The organism is Paenarthrobacter sp. TE3676, assembly GCF_056279165.1.
Window position 1 is genome coordinate 123,862 of record NZ_JBWBQU010000009.1, and the last position, 16,006, is coordinate 139,867.

At 61.6% G+C, this 16,006-nt stretch carries 13 protein-coding genes; 8 read left to right on the top strand and 5 right to left on the bottom strand.

What is annotated here, in order from left to right; translation table 11 throughout:
• Positions 1-258: 258 nt before the first annotated feature.
• Positions 259-1,620: a formimidoylglutamate deiminase gene (locus tag ACZ881_RS19920; protein WP_476117729.1), complete on the bottom strand. Its 1,362-nt coding sequence runs from the start codon at positions 1,618-1,620 to the stop codon at positions 259-261.
• Positions 1,617-2,816 carry an allantoate amidohydrolase gene (locus tag ACZ881_RS19925; protein ID WP_476117730.1) on the bottom strand — a complete coding sequence of 400 codons (1,200 nt, stop codon included), beginning with the start codon at positions 2,814-2,816 and terminating at the stop codon, positions 1,617-1,619. The genes ACZ881_RS19920 and ACZ881_RS19925 overlap by 4 nt, the downstream gene beginning before the upstream one ends.
• 188 nt (positions 2,817-3,004) lie before the next feature.
• Between ACZ881_RS19925 and ACZ881_RS19930 the strand changes: the two genes are divergently transcribed.
• The 7 genes from ACZ881_RS19930 (at position 3,005) to ACZ881_RS19960 (ending at position 10,929) form a co-directional block, all read left to right on the top strand.
• A complete protein-coding gene (locus ACZ881_RS19930; protein ID WP_178993631.1) occupies positions 3,005-3,733 on the top strand; it encodes an IclR family transcriptional regulator in 729 nt (242 codons plus the stop codon).
• On the top strand, positions 3,734-4,837 hold the full coding sequence (locus ACZ881_RS19935) for an ATP-binding cassette domain-containing protein (protein ID WP_091463662.1): 1,104 nt from the start codon (positions 3,734-3,736) through the stop codon (positions 4,835-4,837). It begins immediately after the preceding gene.
• Positions 4,837-5,487 carry an ABC transporter permease gene (locus tag ACZ881_RS19940; protein WP_014923069.1) on the top strand — a complete coding sequence of 217 codons (651 nt, stop codon included), beginning with the start codon at positions 4,837-4,839 and terminating at the stop codon, positions 5,485-5,487. Before ACZ881_RS19935 ends, ACZ881_RS19940 begins: the two co-directional genes overlap by 1 nt.
• A complete protein-coding gene (locus tag ACZ881_RS19945) occupies positions 5,448-6,200 on the top strand; it encodes an ABC transporter permease (protein WP_476117731.1) in 753 nt (250 codons plus the stop codon). The genes ACZ881_RS19940 and ACZ881_RS19945 overlap by 40 nt, the downstream gene beginning before the upstream one ends.
• Before the next feature lie 98 nt (positions 6,201-6,298).
• Complete coding sequence (locus tag ACZ881_RS19950) at positions 6,299-7,213, top strand: ABC transporter substrate-binding protein (protein WP_178993627.1); 915 nt, start codon at positions 6,299-6,301, stop codon at positions 7,211-7,213.
• A 44-nt stretch (positions 7,214-7,257) separates the two neighbouring features.
• Positions 7,258-8,994 carry a urocanate hydratase gene (locus ACZ881_RS19955; protein WP_476117732.1) on the top strand — a complete coding sequence of 579 codons (1,737 nt, stop codon included), beginning with the start codon at positions 7,258-7,260 and terminating at the stop codon, positions 8,992-8,994.
• 480 nt (positions 8,995-9,474) lie between these two features.
• Entirely contained in the window at positions 9,475-10,929 is a 1,455-nt protein-coding gene (locus ACZ881_RS19960; protein ID WP_476117733.1) for an aromatic amino acid ammonia-lyase, read from the top strand.
• A 164-nt stretch (positions 10,930-11,093) separates the two neighbouring features.
• On the opposite strand, the gene ACZ881_RS19965 is transcribed toward ACZ881_RS19960, so the two are convergent.
• Together ACZ881_RS19965 and rraA are read right to left on the bottom strand one after the other, a co-directional pair.
• Positions 11,094-12,746 (bottom strand): MDR family MFS transporter, encoded by a 1,653-nt coding sequence (locus ACZ881_RS19965; RefSeq protein ID WP_476117734.1) that lies wholly within the window; start codon positions 12,744-12,746, stop codon positions 11,094-11,096.
• Between the two features lie 132 nt (positions 12,747-12,878).
• Positions 12,879-13,352 carry a ribonuclease E activity regulator RraA gene (gene rraA, locus ACZ881_RS19970; RefSeq protein ID WP_054809070.1) on the bottom strand — a complete coding sequence of 158 codons (474 nt, stop codon included), beginning with the start codon at positions 13,350-13,352 and terminating at the stop codon, positions 12,879-12,881.
• A 157-nt stretch (positions 13,353-13,509) separates the two neighbouring features.
• Here rraA and ACZ881_RS19975 point away from each other — a divergent pair, with 157 nt between their 5' ends.
• Positions 13,510-14,814 (top strand): MFS transporter, encoded by a 1,305-nt coding sequence (locus tag ACZ881_RS19975; RefSeq protein WP_476117735.1) that lies wholly within the window; start codon positions 13,510-13,512, stop codon positions 14,812-14,814.
• Positions 14,815-14,816: 2 nt separating this feature from the next.
• Here ACZ881_RS19975 and ACZ881_RS19980 read toward each other — a convergent pair whose 3' ends face one another.
• Entirely contained in the window at positions 14,817-15,962 is a 1,146-nt protein-coding gene (locus ACZ881_RS19980; protein ID WP_476117736.1) for an FG-GAP-like repeat-containing protein, read from the bottom strand.
• Between the last annotated feature and the right edge of the window lie 44 nt (positions 15,963-16,006).

The window sequence follows — 16,006 nt, forward strand, 5'->3', positions numbered from 1 at the left end:
TGCACTCGCGCTACACAGTGTGGCACGTCATATCCGCCAAGTTCCAATCAAGTGACGGACGTGACATGCATTCAGATCATTAACGCAGTACCGCCTGTCTGGTGGCTGGGAGTTCACTGTGAGCGTCTGTAACGCGCTCTGAGTCCGGTATGCGGGTGCTTGAGTCCAACAATTGAACACAAAGCACGATGACGGTTGGTGACTCATGTAGCCAAGTGGGGTGCCGCCGTCGTCAGGCTGCGGGCGCTGAAGGCGCGGCTAGGAGAACTCCTTGAGTGCTGCAGTCAGAAGGTCTCCAGGTGCACCGAGGCGCGTGTGCACTCCGTAGGAAGCAATCAATTCACCGGCGATGACTACCTGCGTTACATCGCTGGCCGTCGCACTGAAAGCCAATTGCAGGGGACGGGAACCGGCAGTCCGGGTGGACGCGGGATCGACAACCATGAGGTCGCAGATCGCGCCGACCCTTAGTGCGGACGAGGCGACCGGTGTAGCCATGGAGCGCGCTGCTCCTTCCGTTGCGGCCAGCAGCAGTTCCCGCGGTGAGAACCTTCCGCGCTGACCGCTGCCTAGCCGCTCTCCGTGTTCCAAGGTGCGCATTTCAATCCAAGGATCGATCACCGCGTGCTGGTCGGTGCCCAAGGCGATAGTGGCTCCGGCGTCGGAAAGTTCACGGGCGGGCCCGATCCCGTCCGCAAGGTCGGCTTCCGTGCTGGGACACATCACCACGGTGGTTGATGCTGCGCCCAGCATGGAAATATCCTGCTGGGTCAGATGCGTGGAATGGACTGCTGAAAGCTTGGGAGACAGGAGGCCGTGGCGTTCCAAAAGACCCGCGGGAGTGGTGCCGTAGGCCTCCAAGCAGGCTTCGTTTTCGGCAGGCTGTTCGCTCAGGTGAATGTGAAGGGGAATGTCGCGAGGGAGTTGCTTGGCAACAACCTTCAGGGCCTCTTCGGGCACGGCGCGGACGGAATGCAGGGCGGCTCCTACGGCCACCTTCTCGGGCGGAAACTCCTGCGCTATTGCTGTCCGGAGGGAACGCAACCGGTCCAGCCACGCTTCCACGTCCGTGTCCCCGAACCTAGCCTGCCCGGGACTGAGCGAGGTGCCGATTCCGCCGGACAAATACAAGGTATCCAGAAGTGTCAGGCGGATTCCTGCGGACATTGCCGCGCGGGCAAGGGCCAACTCCATGGCGTGCGGTTCTGGGTACGCCGCACCACCGGGTTGGTGGTGGACGTAGTGGAACTCGGCCACGCTGCTGAAACCTGTCACCACCATCTCAGCGAACACTGCAGCGGCGAGCTTTTCGTACTTCTCAGGAGTCAGCTCCGACGCGCTTCGGTACATCTGCTCCCGCCACACCCAAAAATCTCCGCGCCCGTCGTGCGTTCTTCCGCGGAGGATCCTGTGGAAGGCGTGCGAGTGTGCGTTGGCAGCCGCAGGGAAGACGACGCCCATCAGTTTCGTGTCGCCGGGTTGGGGCTGCGTGCCGCTTTCCATGGCGGAGATTCGGCCATCGATAGTTTCCACGCGCACGCCCGTAGCTACCTCCGAAAGGCCCGTGTCGTCGTCGCCACCGCCCGCGATAACGGCGGTCTCGCACCAGAACGTGCTCATAGGAGTCCCTCCAGAACATCTGCCAACGCTACAGCACCCGCAGAGGCGTCCTCATCGGCTACGTACTCCTCCGGAGAGTGTGAGATGCCGCTCGGGTTGCGGACAAAGAGCATCGCGGAGGGGACGTGGCCGGCCAGTACGCCGGCATCATGCCCTGCGCCGGTTGCCAGCACTGGAGCTCCCGGCAGAAGGTTGGTAAGGCGACGGCTTAGGTTGGCATCAAAGTGCACAGTATCGCTGTAGGACTCTTCAGTGAGGGTCGCGGTGCAACCTTCCGCCGCGGCGACGCCCTGGGCTGCGCGGTAGATCGCTTCGATGAGTTGGGCGGTCACGGCGTCGTCGGGGTGGCGGGCGTCCAGCCAAAGGTCCACGCGCGAGGCGATCACATTCGTCCCGCCCGGAACGGGCGTCAGGCGCCCCACTGTTGCACGGGCGTCGGGTTGCTTGGCAGCTGTTTCCCGAACGGCCAAGACGATCTGTGCGGCTGCAACCATCGGATCGGCGCGGTCTGCCATGAGAGTGGTGCCCGCGTGGTTGCCTTGGCCGTTGACGCTGATCTTCCAGCGGCCGTGGCCCAGGATCGAACTTCCTACGGCGATGGCAGGACCGTTTTGCCCCAGGCCCTTTCCCTGTTCGACGTGCAGTTCAACGAAGTCGCCGATGCGCGCCATGGCTTCCGGATCCGGGCCTATGTGGCGGGGATCCAGCCCATTGGAGCTGGCGACGTCGGCGAAGGAGTCGCCGTTGATATCGCGCAAGTTCAGGGCCTTCCCGACGTCGATCGCGCCGGTGAGGAGCCGCGAACCCAGGCACGCCACGCCAAAGCGCGACCCTTCCTCCTCTGGAAAAACGGTGACTGCCAGCGATCGTGGCGGCTGGACTCCACGGGCTTTGAGGATGTCGACGGCGGCCAGCGCGGAAGCGACGCCGAGCGGACCGTCGAAGGCACCCCCGCCGGGCACCGAATCGAGGTGGCTCCCGGTGACGAGGGCGCCGTCATGGGGCTTGCCCCACCATGCCCAGATAATGCCGTTCCTGTCCGTTTGGACATCGAGACCGCGTTGCTGGGCTTGCTCGACGAACCACTCCTTGAGATCGAGTTCGGGTGTTGTATAGACGGCCCTGGAGTAGCCTCCGCGCACCGCGTCGCGGCCCACGTCCTGGATTGAGGCAAGGAGCTGATTGACGGTTTCCACGTTTTTCCTCCGATTGAAGACTGCCACCAAGTAAAAACCAGATGCCACCACATGACAAGGGCTTCGGCGACTATTTACGTGGTGGAAACATGCCAGGCCCCACTTGAGGAGCCACGACGTCTCATAACTGGAATTTCACGCAAATTTCAGAAAACTCTTGCCATTTGGTGAAAAGTGATTTTTACTAAGTGGCAAGACATGGTGATGTAGACCACTTGAAAGCAGGTCAGGCAGTGGCAGCTGATTCTTCCACCCGAACAGTCGAGAGGGCGCTGGCCCTCCTCAGTGCGGTCTGTACTGACGGCTCCATCAGCCTCAGTGACGCAGCGCGGGTGGTAGACCTGTCGGCCAGTACCGCGCTCCGCCTCCTCCGCACCTTGGAAGGCAGCGGCTTCGTGACGCGGGATCCCGGGGGCAACTTTCGCCCGGGCGCAAGTGTCATTCAGCTGGGAGCGCTGGCATTAGGCCAGGAATCCTTGGTGTCGCTTTGCACGCCGCATATGAAGCGGCTTGTGGCTGAGACTGGCGAGTCCTGCTACTTGAGTATTCCCGGTCCTGGGGAAACCGGAATCTACATAGCCATCGTCGAAGGTACCCGCTCTGTCCGGCACACCAGTTGGGTCGGCAGGAGCATCCCGCTGGACGGGTCCGCCGCTGGCAAGGTGCTGACAGGCGGACAAAACGGCCGCGGTTACGCCATCGTGCGGAGTGGCGTTGAAGACGACATAACGGCCGTCGCCGCACCCATTGTGATCGGCGGCCGAACAGTGGCAGCCCTCAGCATCGTGGTGCCCAGCTACCGCTTGGACGAGGCGAAGGCCCACACATTTGGCGAGGAACTGGTGAAGGTAGCCGACACCATCCTCGTGGAACCCGACGAAAACCATGAAGTGCCCCAGGAAAGCATGGAAAAGTAAATGATCAAATTTGAAAATGTCACCAAGGCCTACCCTGACGGGACGGTGGCAGTCGATGGCCTCAACCTGGAAGCCCCCACCGGAAAGCTGACCATCCTTGTTGGTCCTTCCGGCTGCGGCAAGACCACCTCCCTGAGGATGATCAACCGCCTCATCGAACCCACCAGCGGCACCATCTACCTGGATGATCAGCCCACCTCCGGCATGGACGCAGCGTTGCTCCGCCGCAGGATCGGATACGTCATCCAGCACGCAGGGCTCTTCCCGCACAAGACCATCGTGGACAACGTCTCCACCATGCCGCTACTGCTCGGGGAAAGCCGGCAGAAGGCCCGGACCAAGGCGCTCGAACTGATGGAGCGTGTTGGGCTGCCCGCGAGCTTCGCCAAACGTTATCCCTGGCAGCTTTCCGGTGGCCAGCAGCAGCGTGTGGGTGTTGCCCGCGCGCTCGCATCTGACCCGGCGTTCATGCTGATGGATGAGCCTTTCAGTGCCGTGGATCCTGTCGTACGCGCCCAGCTTCAGGAGGAGTTCCTGCGCCTGCAGCGCGAAATCGGCAAGACCATCATCATGGTTACCCACGACATCGACGAAGCCCTCAAGCTCGGGGACCAGGTTGCCGTGATGCGCGTGGGCGGCAAGCTTGCACAGATGGCGTCCCCCTCAGAGCTACTCACTGCGCCCGCAGACGAGTTCGTGGCCGATTTCGTGGGCCGTGACCGCGGTTACCGCTCCCTCGGCTTTACGAAAACCGCTGGCGCCGTGGCTATCGGCGAAGAAGCCGTGGTTCACCTGGGTGCTTCTGCGGATGAGGCTCGCGCCAAGGCGCTGGGCGCTTGGGTGTTGGTGGTCGACGGCGGCCGGAAGCCTCTCGGTTGGGCTCAGACTCAGCTCCTCAATGGTGAAGTGAAGCGGGAGAACCTGAATCTCAGCGGGATCCCGGCAGCAGCATCAGGAACCATGCGGCAGCTGCTCGACGCTGCCCTCTCCTCACCCAGCCGCCGCGGCGTGGTTGTCAACGAGCATGGCGAATTGATTGGGACCGTGTCTGCAACGGACGTGGTCAAGGCTATCGAGGCCGAACCACACCTGGAGACGATCTGATGAACTTCGAGTGGCTGGGCCGCCAGTTCGACAACATTGTGTTCCTGCTGGGCTGGCACGTTCTGCTGGCCGTCACCCCGCTGATCCTGGGGCTGCTCATCGCACTGCCTCTTGGCTGGTGGGCGCACCGCAGTCGGCGGATCTACCCGCTCTTGGTGGGTGTTGCCGGGCTGCTCTACACAGTCCCCTCCCTGGCGCTCTTCGTGCTCCTTCCCCTGGTCCTGGGTACCAAGATCCTGGATCCGCTCAACATTGTGGCCGCACTGACCATCTACACCGTGGCCCTGCTGGTCCGTGTGGTGGCAGATGCCCTCGATTCCGTTCCGGAGGATACCGTCCAAGCTGCCAAGGCCATGGGTTATCGCGGATACCAGAGCCTTCTGAAAGTTGAACTTCCCGTGGGTGTCCCGGTGATTTGCGCAGGCTTGCGCGTCGCCGCCGTCTCCAACGTCAGTCTCGTATCTGTCGCCGCCCTGCTGGGTATACCGCAGCTCGGCTCCCTCTTCACACAGGGCTTCCAGCTCCGTTTCTACACTCCGATCATCGCCGGCATTGTGCTTTGCGTGGTCCTCGCCATGATCCTTGACGGGCTGATTATCCTCATCAACCGGTGGCTGACACCGTGGACCCCCAAGGTGGTGGCATCGTGAATTACTTGTTCGACCCCGCACACTGGAGCGGCGCAGACGGCATTCCAACGTTGATCGCTGAGCATCTCCTGTACTCCCTTATTGCCTTGGCAATTGCCGCCATCATTGCCGTGCCGCTGGGTATCTACATTGGTGTGACCGGCAAAGGTGTGTTCATGATCGCCGGCCTTGCCAACGCGCTCCGGGCACTTCCCAGCGTTGGCTTGTTGATCTTGCTGGTCCTGCTCATCTCGCCAGCTTTCCCATCCCGCATGGGCTACATACTTCCAAGTCTCATCGTGCTGGTTCTTCTGGCAGTTCCGCCTATCCTGACCAACACCTACGCCGGCGTGCGCGCTGTGGATGCTGCCGCCGTCGACGCCGCAAAAGGCATGGGCTTCCGCACCATGAAGATCCTCACGGACGTCCAGCTGCCCTGCTCTCTTCCGCTGGTTTTGTCCGGTGTCCGCAGCGCACTGTTGCAAATCATCTCGACTGCGACCATCGCCGCATACATTTCGCTTGGCGGTCTGGGCCGCCTCCTGATCGACGGCAAGGCCCAGAACGATTACGGACAAATGGTCGCCGGCGCCGTTCTGGTCGCCCTGCTGGCATTGTTCTTCGACCAGCTTCTCGCTTTCATCACCCGCCGCGTTGTCTCACCCGGATTGACCCGGCGCACCATCAAGTCGGCCGCTGTGGCCGAACCCGTGAAGACCCCCGTCACGGTCTAACCAACACCGGCGCCGGTGGTTCGGCGCACAAGATTCACCTCCACCCACCCCAACCTGGCCGCTGCATGCCTTGCAGCACCCATTTCAGGAGAGTTGACATGAAGAAGTACCTCACTGGATTCACCTTGGCGGCCGTCGCTGCCATCACCCTGAGCGCCTGTGGCGGCGGGGACCCCATGAGCTCATCCAACACAGCCGCAGCAGGGGGTTCGGGCGACAGCATTATCGTAGGTTCCGCGGACTTTCCCGAGAGCCAGCTGATCGCCAAGATCTACGCCGAAGCCCTCAAAGCCAAGGGTGTCGAGGTAACTGAGAAGCCGAGCATTGGCAGCCGCGAGGTCACTATCCCCGCGCTCAAGGACGGTTCCATCGACCTCATGCCTGAATACGGCGGCGCGCTCCTGCAGTACCTCGACTCCGCCACCAAGGCAGTGTCGTCCGAGGACGTTGCCAAGGAATTGACCACAAAGATCCCGGCTGGCCTGACCGCACTGACTGCTTCCGAAGCGGAGGACAAGGACGTCCTGACCGTCAAGAAGGAAATCGCTGACCAGTACAAACTGAAGACCATCGAAGACCTCCAGCCCGTTGCCAAGGAACTGGTGTTGGGTGGCCCGCCGGAGTGGAAGACCCGCCTCAACGGCGTTGCCGGCCTGAAGTCCGTCTACAACCTTGAGTTCAAGGAATTTTCAGCGCTCGACGCCGGTGGGCCGCTCACGCTGAACGCCCTCCTTTCCGGTCAGGTACAGGTAGCCGACCTCTTCAGTACCGATCCCGCGTTGGCTGAGAACAACCTCGTGGCGCTTGAGGACAACAAGAACCTCTTCCTTTCCGAGAACATCGTGCCGGTCATCAATGAGAAGAAGTCCACGGACACCGTCAAGGAGACACTGGACAAGGTCTCTGCTGCGCTCACCACTGAGGACCTGATCAAGATGAACGGTCGTGTGGCCAAGTTCGAGGACATCGGCGAAATCGCCAAGGAATGGCTCAAGACCAAGAACCTGGGCTAAATCCCTGCTGGTTCATTTAGCTGGCTGCTTTAGAGGAGTAAAGAATGACTGCCGATTTCACTACTGGTGCCCGTCCGGTTAAGGCCGCGCGGGGTACTGAGCTTACTGCCAAGTCGTGGCAGACCGAGGCGCCGTTGCGCATGTTGATGAATAACCTGGATCCGGAGGTTGCTGAGCGTCCGGATGATCTGGTGGTTTACGGGGGCACGGGTCGTGCTGTCCGTTCGTGGGCTGCGTTTGATGCGATTACCCGGACGTTGGAGACGATGGAGAAGGATGAGACGCTCCTGGTGCAGTCGGGCAAGCCGGTGGGTGTGTTCCGTACTCATGAGTGGGCTCCGCGCGTTCTCCTCGCGAACTCGAACCTGGTGGGGGATTGGGCGACGTGGCCTGAGTTCCGCCGTCTCGAGGCTGAGGGTTTGATGATGTATGGGCAGATGACGGCCGGGTCGTGGATTTACATCGGTACGCAGGGCATCCTGCAGGGCACGTATGAGACGTTCGCTGCGGTGGGGAACAAGCTGGCTGCGGAGGGCCGTCACCCGGCCCCCGCCGCGGAGGGTTCCACGGAGGGCCCGTTGGCCGGGACGCTGACGTTGACCGGTGGTTGTGGTGGCATGGGCGGGGCGCAGCCGCTGGCGGTGACGTTGAACGACGGCGCGTGCCTGATTGTCGACGTCGACGAGTCCCGCCTGCGTCGGCGTGTGGGTAAGCGGTACCTGGATGAGGTCGAAACGGATTTGGATGCTGCGATCAAGAAGGTCCAAGCCGCGAAGGACGAGCGCCGCGGCTGGTCTGTGGGGTATGTGGGCAACGCCGCGGAGGTTTTCCCGGAACTGCTGCGTCGGCATAAGGCCGGGGAGGTGACCTTTGATGTGGTCACGGACCAGACCAGTGCCCATGATCCCCTGTCCTACCTGCCGGAGGGCATTACCGTGGCGGAGTGGCATGTTGAGGCCGCGGCGGATCCGGAAGGGTTCACCAAGAAAGCCCAGGCGTCCATGGCACGGCAGGTCCAGGCGATGGTGGAGTTCCAGGACGCTGGTGCTGAGGTGTTTGATTACGGTAACTCGATCCGTGACGAGGCACGCACGGGCGGGTACGAGCGGGCGTTTGAGTTCCCCGGCTTCGTTCCGGCCTATATTCGTCCGTTGTTCTGCGAGGGTTTGGGCCCGTTCCGCTGGGTTGCGCTGTCGGGGGACCCGGAAGACATTGCCGTCACGGACAAAGCCATCAAGGAGTTGTTCCCGGAGAACAAGCACCTGCACAAGTGGTTGGATGCTGCTGCGGACCGGGTGGAGTTCGAGGGTTTGCCGGCGCGTATTTGCTGGCTTGGGTACGGCGAACGCGCCAAGGCCGGCCTGCTGTTCAACCAGCTCGTGAAGGAGGGCAAGGTCAAGGCCCCGATCGTGATCGGCCGTGATCACCTGGACTCGGGCTCGGTGGCGTCCCCGTACCGGGAGACCGAGTCCATGGCCGATGGTTCGGACGCGGTTGCTGACTGGCCGTTGCTGAACGCCCTGATCAACACCTCTTCGGGTGCTACCTGGGTGTCGATCCATCACGGCGGCGGTGTCGGTATTGGCCGGTCGCTGCACGCCGGGCAGGTCTCCGTTGCTGACGGCACGGACCTGGCCGCGGAAAAGCTCGAACGGCTCCTGACCAACGACCCCGGCATGGGCGTCATCCGCCACGTCGATGCCGGCTACGACCGCGCCGTCGAGGTCGCCAACGAACGCGGCGTCCGCATCCCCATGAACGAGACCGCAAGCACGCGCTAGCTGCATCTCGAAGGACATCCCGGGACGGCTATGCAACGCATTCTTGCCTGGCCGTCCTGGGGCAACCTAGGCATCAGTTCGAATAACAAACGATCAGCACACGCATCGGAGAGCGAGGAAACGCACCATGGACAGGGAAAGCCCGGGAACGTGGGCATCAGTCGCTATCGGAACACGGGTGACAATGACAAAAGGGGGCCACAATCCGTTTCGGGGGACTGTGGATGATAGAACCGCGGATGGCACAATTCTCTGGATCCTTTCCAGGACAGGGATTCGGAAGCTCTTTCACACTGAGGACGGGTTTCAGTTGACCCTTGGTGAACGATGACGGCACAACTCTCCCCACTGGTCTTCCAGCCTGACATCCGAGATAGTGCAGGTGTCGAACAAAACCAGTTGTCTTGTCCGGAGGACTGCTTCTACTGCGCTGCCCCGGAAACGGATTAGTGCCGGAAACTGACTGGAAAGGACCGGTTTATGGTCACGATTGATGGCTCGACGCTGGACTTGGCCGATGTCGTCGCAGTAGCCGACGGCGAAGACGTCGTGCTGGCTCCGGAAGCTTTGGTCCGAATGGACGAATCGCGGAAGTCTGCTGAAGCTACGGCATTGCGGCGTCCGGTCTACGGCCGATCGACCGGCGTTGGAGCGAACCGCACCGTGTCGCTGACGGCAGCCGAGGGCCGGGATACTCACGGGCTGAAGCTTCTGCGCAGCCATGCTGTGGATGCGGGCAGAGCACTGGATCGCAGGACCGTTCGTGCGATGTTGGTTGTCAGGCTCAGCCAATTGGCGGCCGGCGGATCTGGGATCAACCCCTCCATTGCCGAACAATTGGTGGAACTCATCAATAGCGATGTCGTTCCGGAAATCCGGGAGTTCGGTGGCATCGGAACTGCGGACCTGCAGGCATTGGCCGGTACGGCGCTCACTTTGCTGGGCGAACGCCAGCCATTGGGTGGCGGTAACGTTCCCGTTCGCCTAACGGCGTGGGCAACTGCCGATGCCCTTCCGTTCATCAGCTCCAGTGCGCTGACTATTGGTCAAGCAATCCTGGCTCAGCAAAAACTGTCGAGTCTCTTGGACAACGCAGCGTCATCGGCTGCACTGTCCTTCATTGCGATGTCCGGCAACTCCGAAGCCCTGAGCCCCGCGGTAGCGGCGGCTGCGGATACCCCAGAGGTGGCCTCGGCCGCAACGATGTTCCATGGCATGGTTCACGGCAGCGGCGAGCCTGCCCGCATTCAGGATCCATACTGCTTGCGGACCTTGCCGCAGATTTTTGGTTCCCAAGCCGAGGAACTCGCGGGCTTGCATGCTCTGCTGACCCGTCTTGTCACAGTGGGCAATGAGAATCCGCTCGTTCACGGCTCGCCGTCCGATGGCACGAACGACGTCGCTCACCACGGGCTCTTCCAGATGACTAACCTTGCCCGCCGCGTGGATACGCTGCAGCTGGCCATCGGCGCGGCGTGCGCCACTCACCTTCGGAGGATCGACCTCCTTTGCGACCCGAAATACACGGGCCTGCACCCCTTCCTGGCTGAGGACGGTTCAGGTCAGTCAGGGGTGATGATGCTCGAATATGTGGCTGCTGCCGCCGTCGGCCGGATTCGGGCCAACGCCCAGCCGGCAAGCCTGCAGACGGTGGTGCTGTCACTCGGGGCTGAGGAAGATGCAAGCTTCGCAAGCGTGGCCACCGCCCAGTTGGAATCGACGGCGGACGCACTGGCCACCGTTGCCGCCGTCGAGCTTGTTTGCGCTTCCCGTGCCCTGCGGCTGCAGGGGCGGCGACCCGAAGAGTTCGCCAGCGCACGGCTGCGCGCGATGATGCAGGCAGGTTTCACGCTGCCGTCCGATGTGGAGGATCGAGACCTTCGCGTTGACCTGGAGATGGCCATCGAGCTCATAAAGGGTTCGTACTGGAAGTAAAAGGTTCGTACTAGAAGCTGTCGACCGAATTACACGGATTACAATGACCCAAAGGAAAACGGCAGGCGGTCCGGAGACTGCCTGCCGTTCTCTACGAACGAGCTAGTAATGAGCCGTTTGTCTATGAACCAGGTCTTTAGTAGCCGGCTCAATCTGTCCAGGTATCAGTGCGCCGGAACGGATTCCTTGGCAGCGGCCTTGGGATCCGTCAGCTTCTTGTTGGGCAGGGCGAAGCTGATCAGGAAGGCAATCAGCATGAGCCCCGCAGCCGTGAGCATGACGATATCGATCGCTTGGGCAAAGCCTTCAGTGATGGGCCGTGTCAGTGTGCTGTTGGCCGTGTGAAGCCAGCTGGTGTCGTTCAGCGATTCGTTGTTGGCGCCATTCTTGAAGAAGTCGAAGAGCTTGGCGTTTGCCGGGTCCGATGCCACAGCCGGGTCCGTCATCACGGCTTGGTAGTCAGGGCTGGAAGCGGCGGTCTTCATGCCTTCGGCGATCTTGTCGGCCGCCGTGCTGAACAACATGGAAATGAACACTGCCGTTCCCACAGCCCCGCCCATGGAACGGAAGAACGCCGCAGTGGAAGTGCCTACGCCCATGTCCTTGGGCGGGACGGACACCTGCATTGCGAGCGTGAGCGGCTGCATGCAGAAGCCCAATCCGACGCCGAAGAACACTGCTATCAGGCCGGGAACCCACAGGCCGGTATCGACGCCGAGCACCAAACCCATGACGGTGGCTGCAGCGGCCAGGATGGCCGTGCCCAGGATCGGGAAGATCCGGTATACGCCGGATGAGGAGATGGTTCGGCCGGCAGAGATCGACCCGAAGAGGATGCCTACGGTAAACGTGATCATCATCAGGCCAGCCTCGGTAGGAGTCAGCCCCTTCACGAGCTGCAGGTACATAGGCAGCATTGCGATTGCGCCGAACATGCCTATGCCGATGATGAAGTTCAGCAGCGAGGACAACCCGAAAGTGGTGTTCTTGAAAAGACGCAGCGGGATCAATGCGTAGTCCCCGGCACGCTTCTCGGCGAGCAGGAACGCCACAATGCCGATCACGCCAAGTCCATAGCAGAGCCAGGATGCGCCGGAGGCCCAACCCCAAACGCGGCCCTGTTCTGCAACCAGCAGCAGGGGCACAATCGCCAGCGTGATTGCCGCCGCACCCCAGTAGTCGATCTTTTGCTTCACGTGCCGTGCCGGCAGGTGAAGGTACATGAAGACAACTACAAGGGCGGCGAGCCCGATGGGGAGGTTGATGAAGAAGACCCAGCGCCAACCTTCGAAGCCCAGGATGTTGGCCGAGCCCGCGAAGGCCCCGCCGATGACCGGGCCGAGGACGGATGAAATACCGAAGACTGACATGAAGTAGCCCTGGTACTTCGCCCTGTCCTTCAGCGCCACGATGTCACCGATGATGGTCAGCGCCAATGCCAGCAGGCCACCGGCGCCGAGGCCTTGGATGCCGCGGGCAATGGCGAGCTCCGTCATGGAGTGGACCGAGCCCGCGTAAAGGGAGCCAATCAGGAAGATCACAATGGCCACCAGGTAGAGCGGGCGGCGGCCGAATATATCGCTGAGCTTGCCGTAGAGCGGGGTGCTTACCGTCGATGTGATGAGGTACGCCGTGGTGGCCCACGCCTGGAGGGACAGGCCATCGAGATCATTGGCAATGGTGTAGATGGACGTGGACACGATGGTTTGATCCAGCGAGGACAGGAACATGCCGAGCATGAGCCCCACCATGACGGTGAGTGTCTGACGATGCGTCAGGACCTCACCGGCGGCCCGTATGGGCGCAGTTTTGGACATATCTTCTCCAGAGGTGGCAGAAAAGTGGGATAAGCAGGATAGTTGCTTTCAGTAACTATCTTACGGCCCGATTGATTCCCCCCGAGAGAATGTTTCTTCGACTTTTCTTCCAAGTCGGCGCCTTCAAAAGGTTTAGCGCTCCACCAAAATGCCGTCCGTGTCGCAGAAAATCATCACGCCGGGCTGGATCCGCACGCGATCGATCACTAGTTGAACGTCCACCTCGCCCACTCCGGTCTTGGCACTCTTTTTTGGGTTGCTGCCCAGAGCTTTGACGCCCAGGGGGAGGCGGGCGATGGCCTCGCGGTCGCGAATGGCTCCGTTGATTACCACTCCGGCCCAGCCGTTTGCTACGGCACTTTCCGCGATCATGTCACCCATGAGTGCAGTCCTCAGCGACCCCTGGCCGTCAATGACCAGAACGGCTCCGTCCCCGGGAGTGCTCAGGACGGTCTTCACCAGGGCGTTGTCCTCGAAGCATCGAATAGTGCGGACAGGCCCACTGAAGTGTGTGTGGCCACCCAAATTCTGAAACTGAACAGCGATGGACTCCAGTTCCTCGCCGCGTTCGTCGTAGAGATCGGCGGTATTTACTTGCTCGCTCATAGTGCTGCTCCTCTATCGGTTTGAGGCCACACTAACGTGTGCGTCACGGCTGCCGCAGGAGATGTTTCGGCCTATGTGGAAAAAGGTGTGACGGCGGTTCAGTGTCGCTCCACCGCGCTAGGCTGAGTCCAAACATTGAAATGAGGGGGAACCTGCTATGAGCTTGTCCGATCTACCGGGCCCGGTGCCGGATCCAGCCGTAGTCCGAGGAGCTACGGCAACGGCACTGGCTGAACCTGTTACCCGGGTTCGGCCGATCTGGGTCACCGGCGTTGTTCTGGTCAACCTTGGCATCAACGCAGCGTTCTTTGGCCCCCTCCAAGTTCTTCTCGGACAGCAGGCGGCCCACTTCGATGAAGGCCAAAAGGAAGCAATCCTTGCTTTGGTCACTGGCTGTGGTGCCGCTGTTTCCATGGTTGCGAATCCCTTGTTTGGCGCCTTCAGCGATCGCACGACGTCGCGATTTGGACGCCGTGTCCCTTGGGTCCTGATGGGCGCCATTCTGGGGGCGGTGGCCCTTGTTGCCTTGGCCGGCGCTCCCAACGTCGCAGCCATGACGGTGCTTTGGTGTCTGGTGCAGGCGGGAGCGAACGCCATGTACGCGGCGATCTTCGCTGCTATACCGGACCGTGTTCCCGTGCCGCAGCGCGGAACTGTGGGCGGCCTGGCAGCCATGGGTCAGACCGTGGGCATCCTTGTTGGAGCAATAATTGCTGCCGTCGTAGCCGGAGACTTTGCCGCCGGTTACTGGGTATGCGCCGCGGCGCTGCTGGCCGGCGTCGTGCTTTACCTGCTGAAAAGCGACGATCAGCCCCTGCCGCCCGGCGAGCGTCCCGCTTTCAAAATGGTGAAATTCCTCCAGGGCTTCTGGGTTTCGCCTAAGCGCTACCCCGATTTCGCTTGGGCCTGGCTGACCAGATTCCTGGTCAGCACGGGCAATCACATGGTGACGATCTACTTGCTCTACTTTCTCAGCGACGCAGTCCGGCTCAAGGAGACGGAAGGAATTGAGCCGGAGTTCGGGGTCTTGGTCGTCACAGGGCTGTATGCGGTCACAGTCATCATCACCAGCGTCCTAGGCGGGCGGCTGAGCGACGGGATGGGCAAGCGAAAGCCCTTGGTTATCGCCTCGTCCGCCATCATCGCTGCGGCCTCGCTGATTCTTGCTTTTGCGCCTACCTGGATCGGTGCGATTGCAGGAGCAACGGTGCTGGGGATCGGATTCGGAGCCTACTTGGCTGTGGACTTCGCCCTGATCACGGAGGTCCTGCCCGCCGCCATGGATCGAGGAAGGCACCTTGGGGTCATCAATATCGCCAACTCGCTGCCGCAGGTTTTGGCTCCAGCCATCGCCTTTCTCTTTGTCAAGAACTTGGGCGGCTACGTCTCGCTATACGTAGCCGCCGCGGTGATTGGTCTGTTGGGAGCAGTGTTCGTGGTGAAGATCAAGAGCGTCGCATAGACCTAAAACAGGTCCGTGAACCCGCCCCAGCCCCAGCCCACCACTTCAGCACCAGCCCAGCCGGCATTGCCGTTGCCGTAGTAGGCGCGCAGTTGGCCTGAGCCGTCCACGGCAAAGACGTCGAGGCTGCCGTCGGCGTTGATGTCGCCTGCGCTGCCGATCTTGCTCATGCCGTTCCAGCCTTGACCAACAACGGTCATGCCGTTCCAGCCACCGATGCCGTTTCCGCTGTAGAGCCTCAGGTAGCCGGAAGCGTCCCGGGCCAGGATGTCAACGTTTGTGTCGCCGTCGAAGTCGCCGGGGGTGATGATCGCGTTCAGGGCGTTCCAGCCTTGGCCGGCCACGGACCTGGGCAGCCATCCGCCCTCCCCGTCCCCGGGGTAGAGGTAAAGAATTCCGTTGGCATCGCGGGCCAGGATGTCGTTGGTGCCATCGCTGTTGAAGTCCCCGGGGGCCACCAACGACGTGAAGATGTTCCAACCGGTGCCGACTTTCCTGGGACCGTTCCAGCCGCCTGAACCATCGCCGCTGTACAGGTAAAGCCCGCCGGCCGAGTCCCGACCCAGGACGTCGTTGCTGCCGTCGCCGTCGAAGTCGCCGGGGGAGAGCACTGTGGGGAAGATGTTCCAGCCGGCGCCGACGGTCCGTGCCGGTTCCCAGCTGTTGAACACGCGCGGGTACATCACCAAGGCGCCGTCGCTGCGGCGGGCCAGGAGTTCGAATGCGCCGCGGCTGGTGAAGCCATTGGGGCGGTTCGAAGCGGAAATCGGTGCAGTTTCCTCGCTGGCAACTTCCAGGCCCTCGCAGGGATGGTTTGCCACCAGGTGCGCTGCGATGGTTTTGCCGCGGTCTTCTTCGCCGAGGAGGTAGTGGGGCCAGGTTGTATGGTCGGCGGCCAACTCGCCGTCGCGAGTCCAGTAGATGCGTGTATCGGGCCCGGAGGCCTGGGCGCAGCCCTTATAGGCCATAGGATCCCATGAAACTGTCAGCGTGGAACCAACATAAGGAGCGCCTGTAATTACTGGAGGTTCAGGGTCCATGTTGGCCATGGCGGGAGCGGGGGCAAGTACTACTGCTGCAAAGATCGCAGCCGCTACTCCGGCAATTGCCCGGCGCATGCCGGACGTAGGGCGTGATGAAGCAAACATTGTGTCCTCCCCAGACTTTATGCGGTTAATGGTACCGCGTCTGG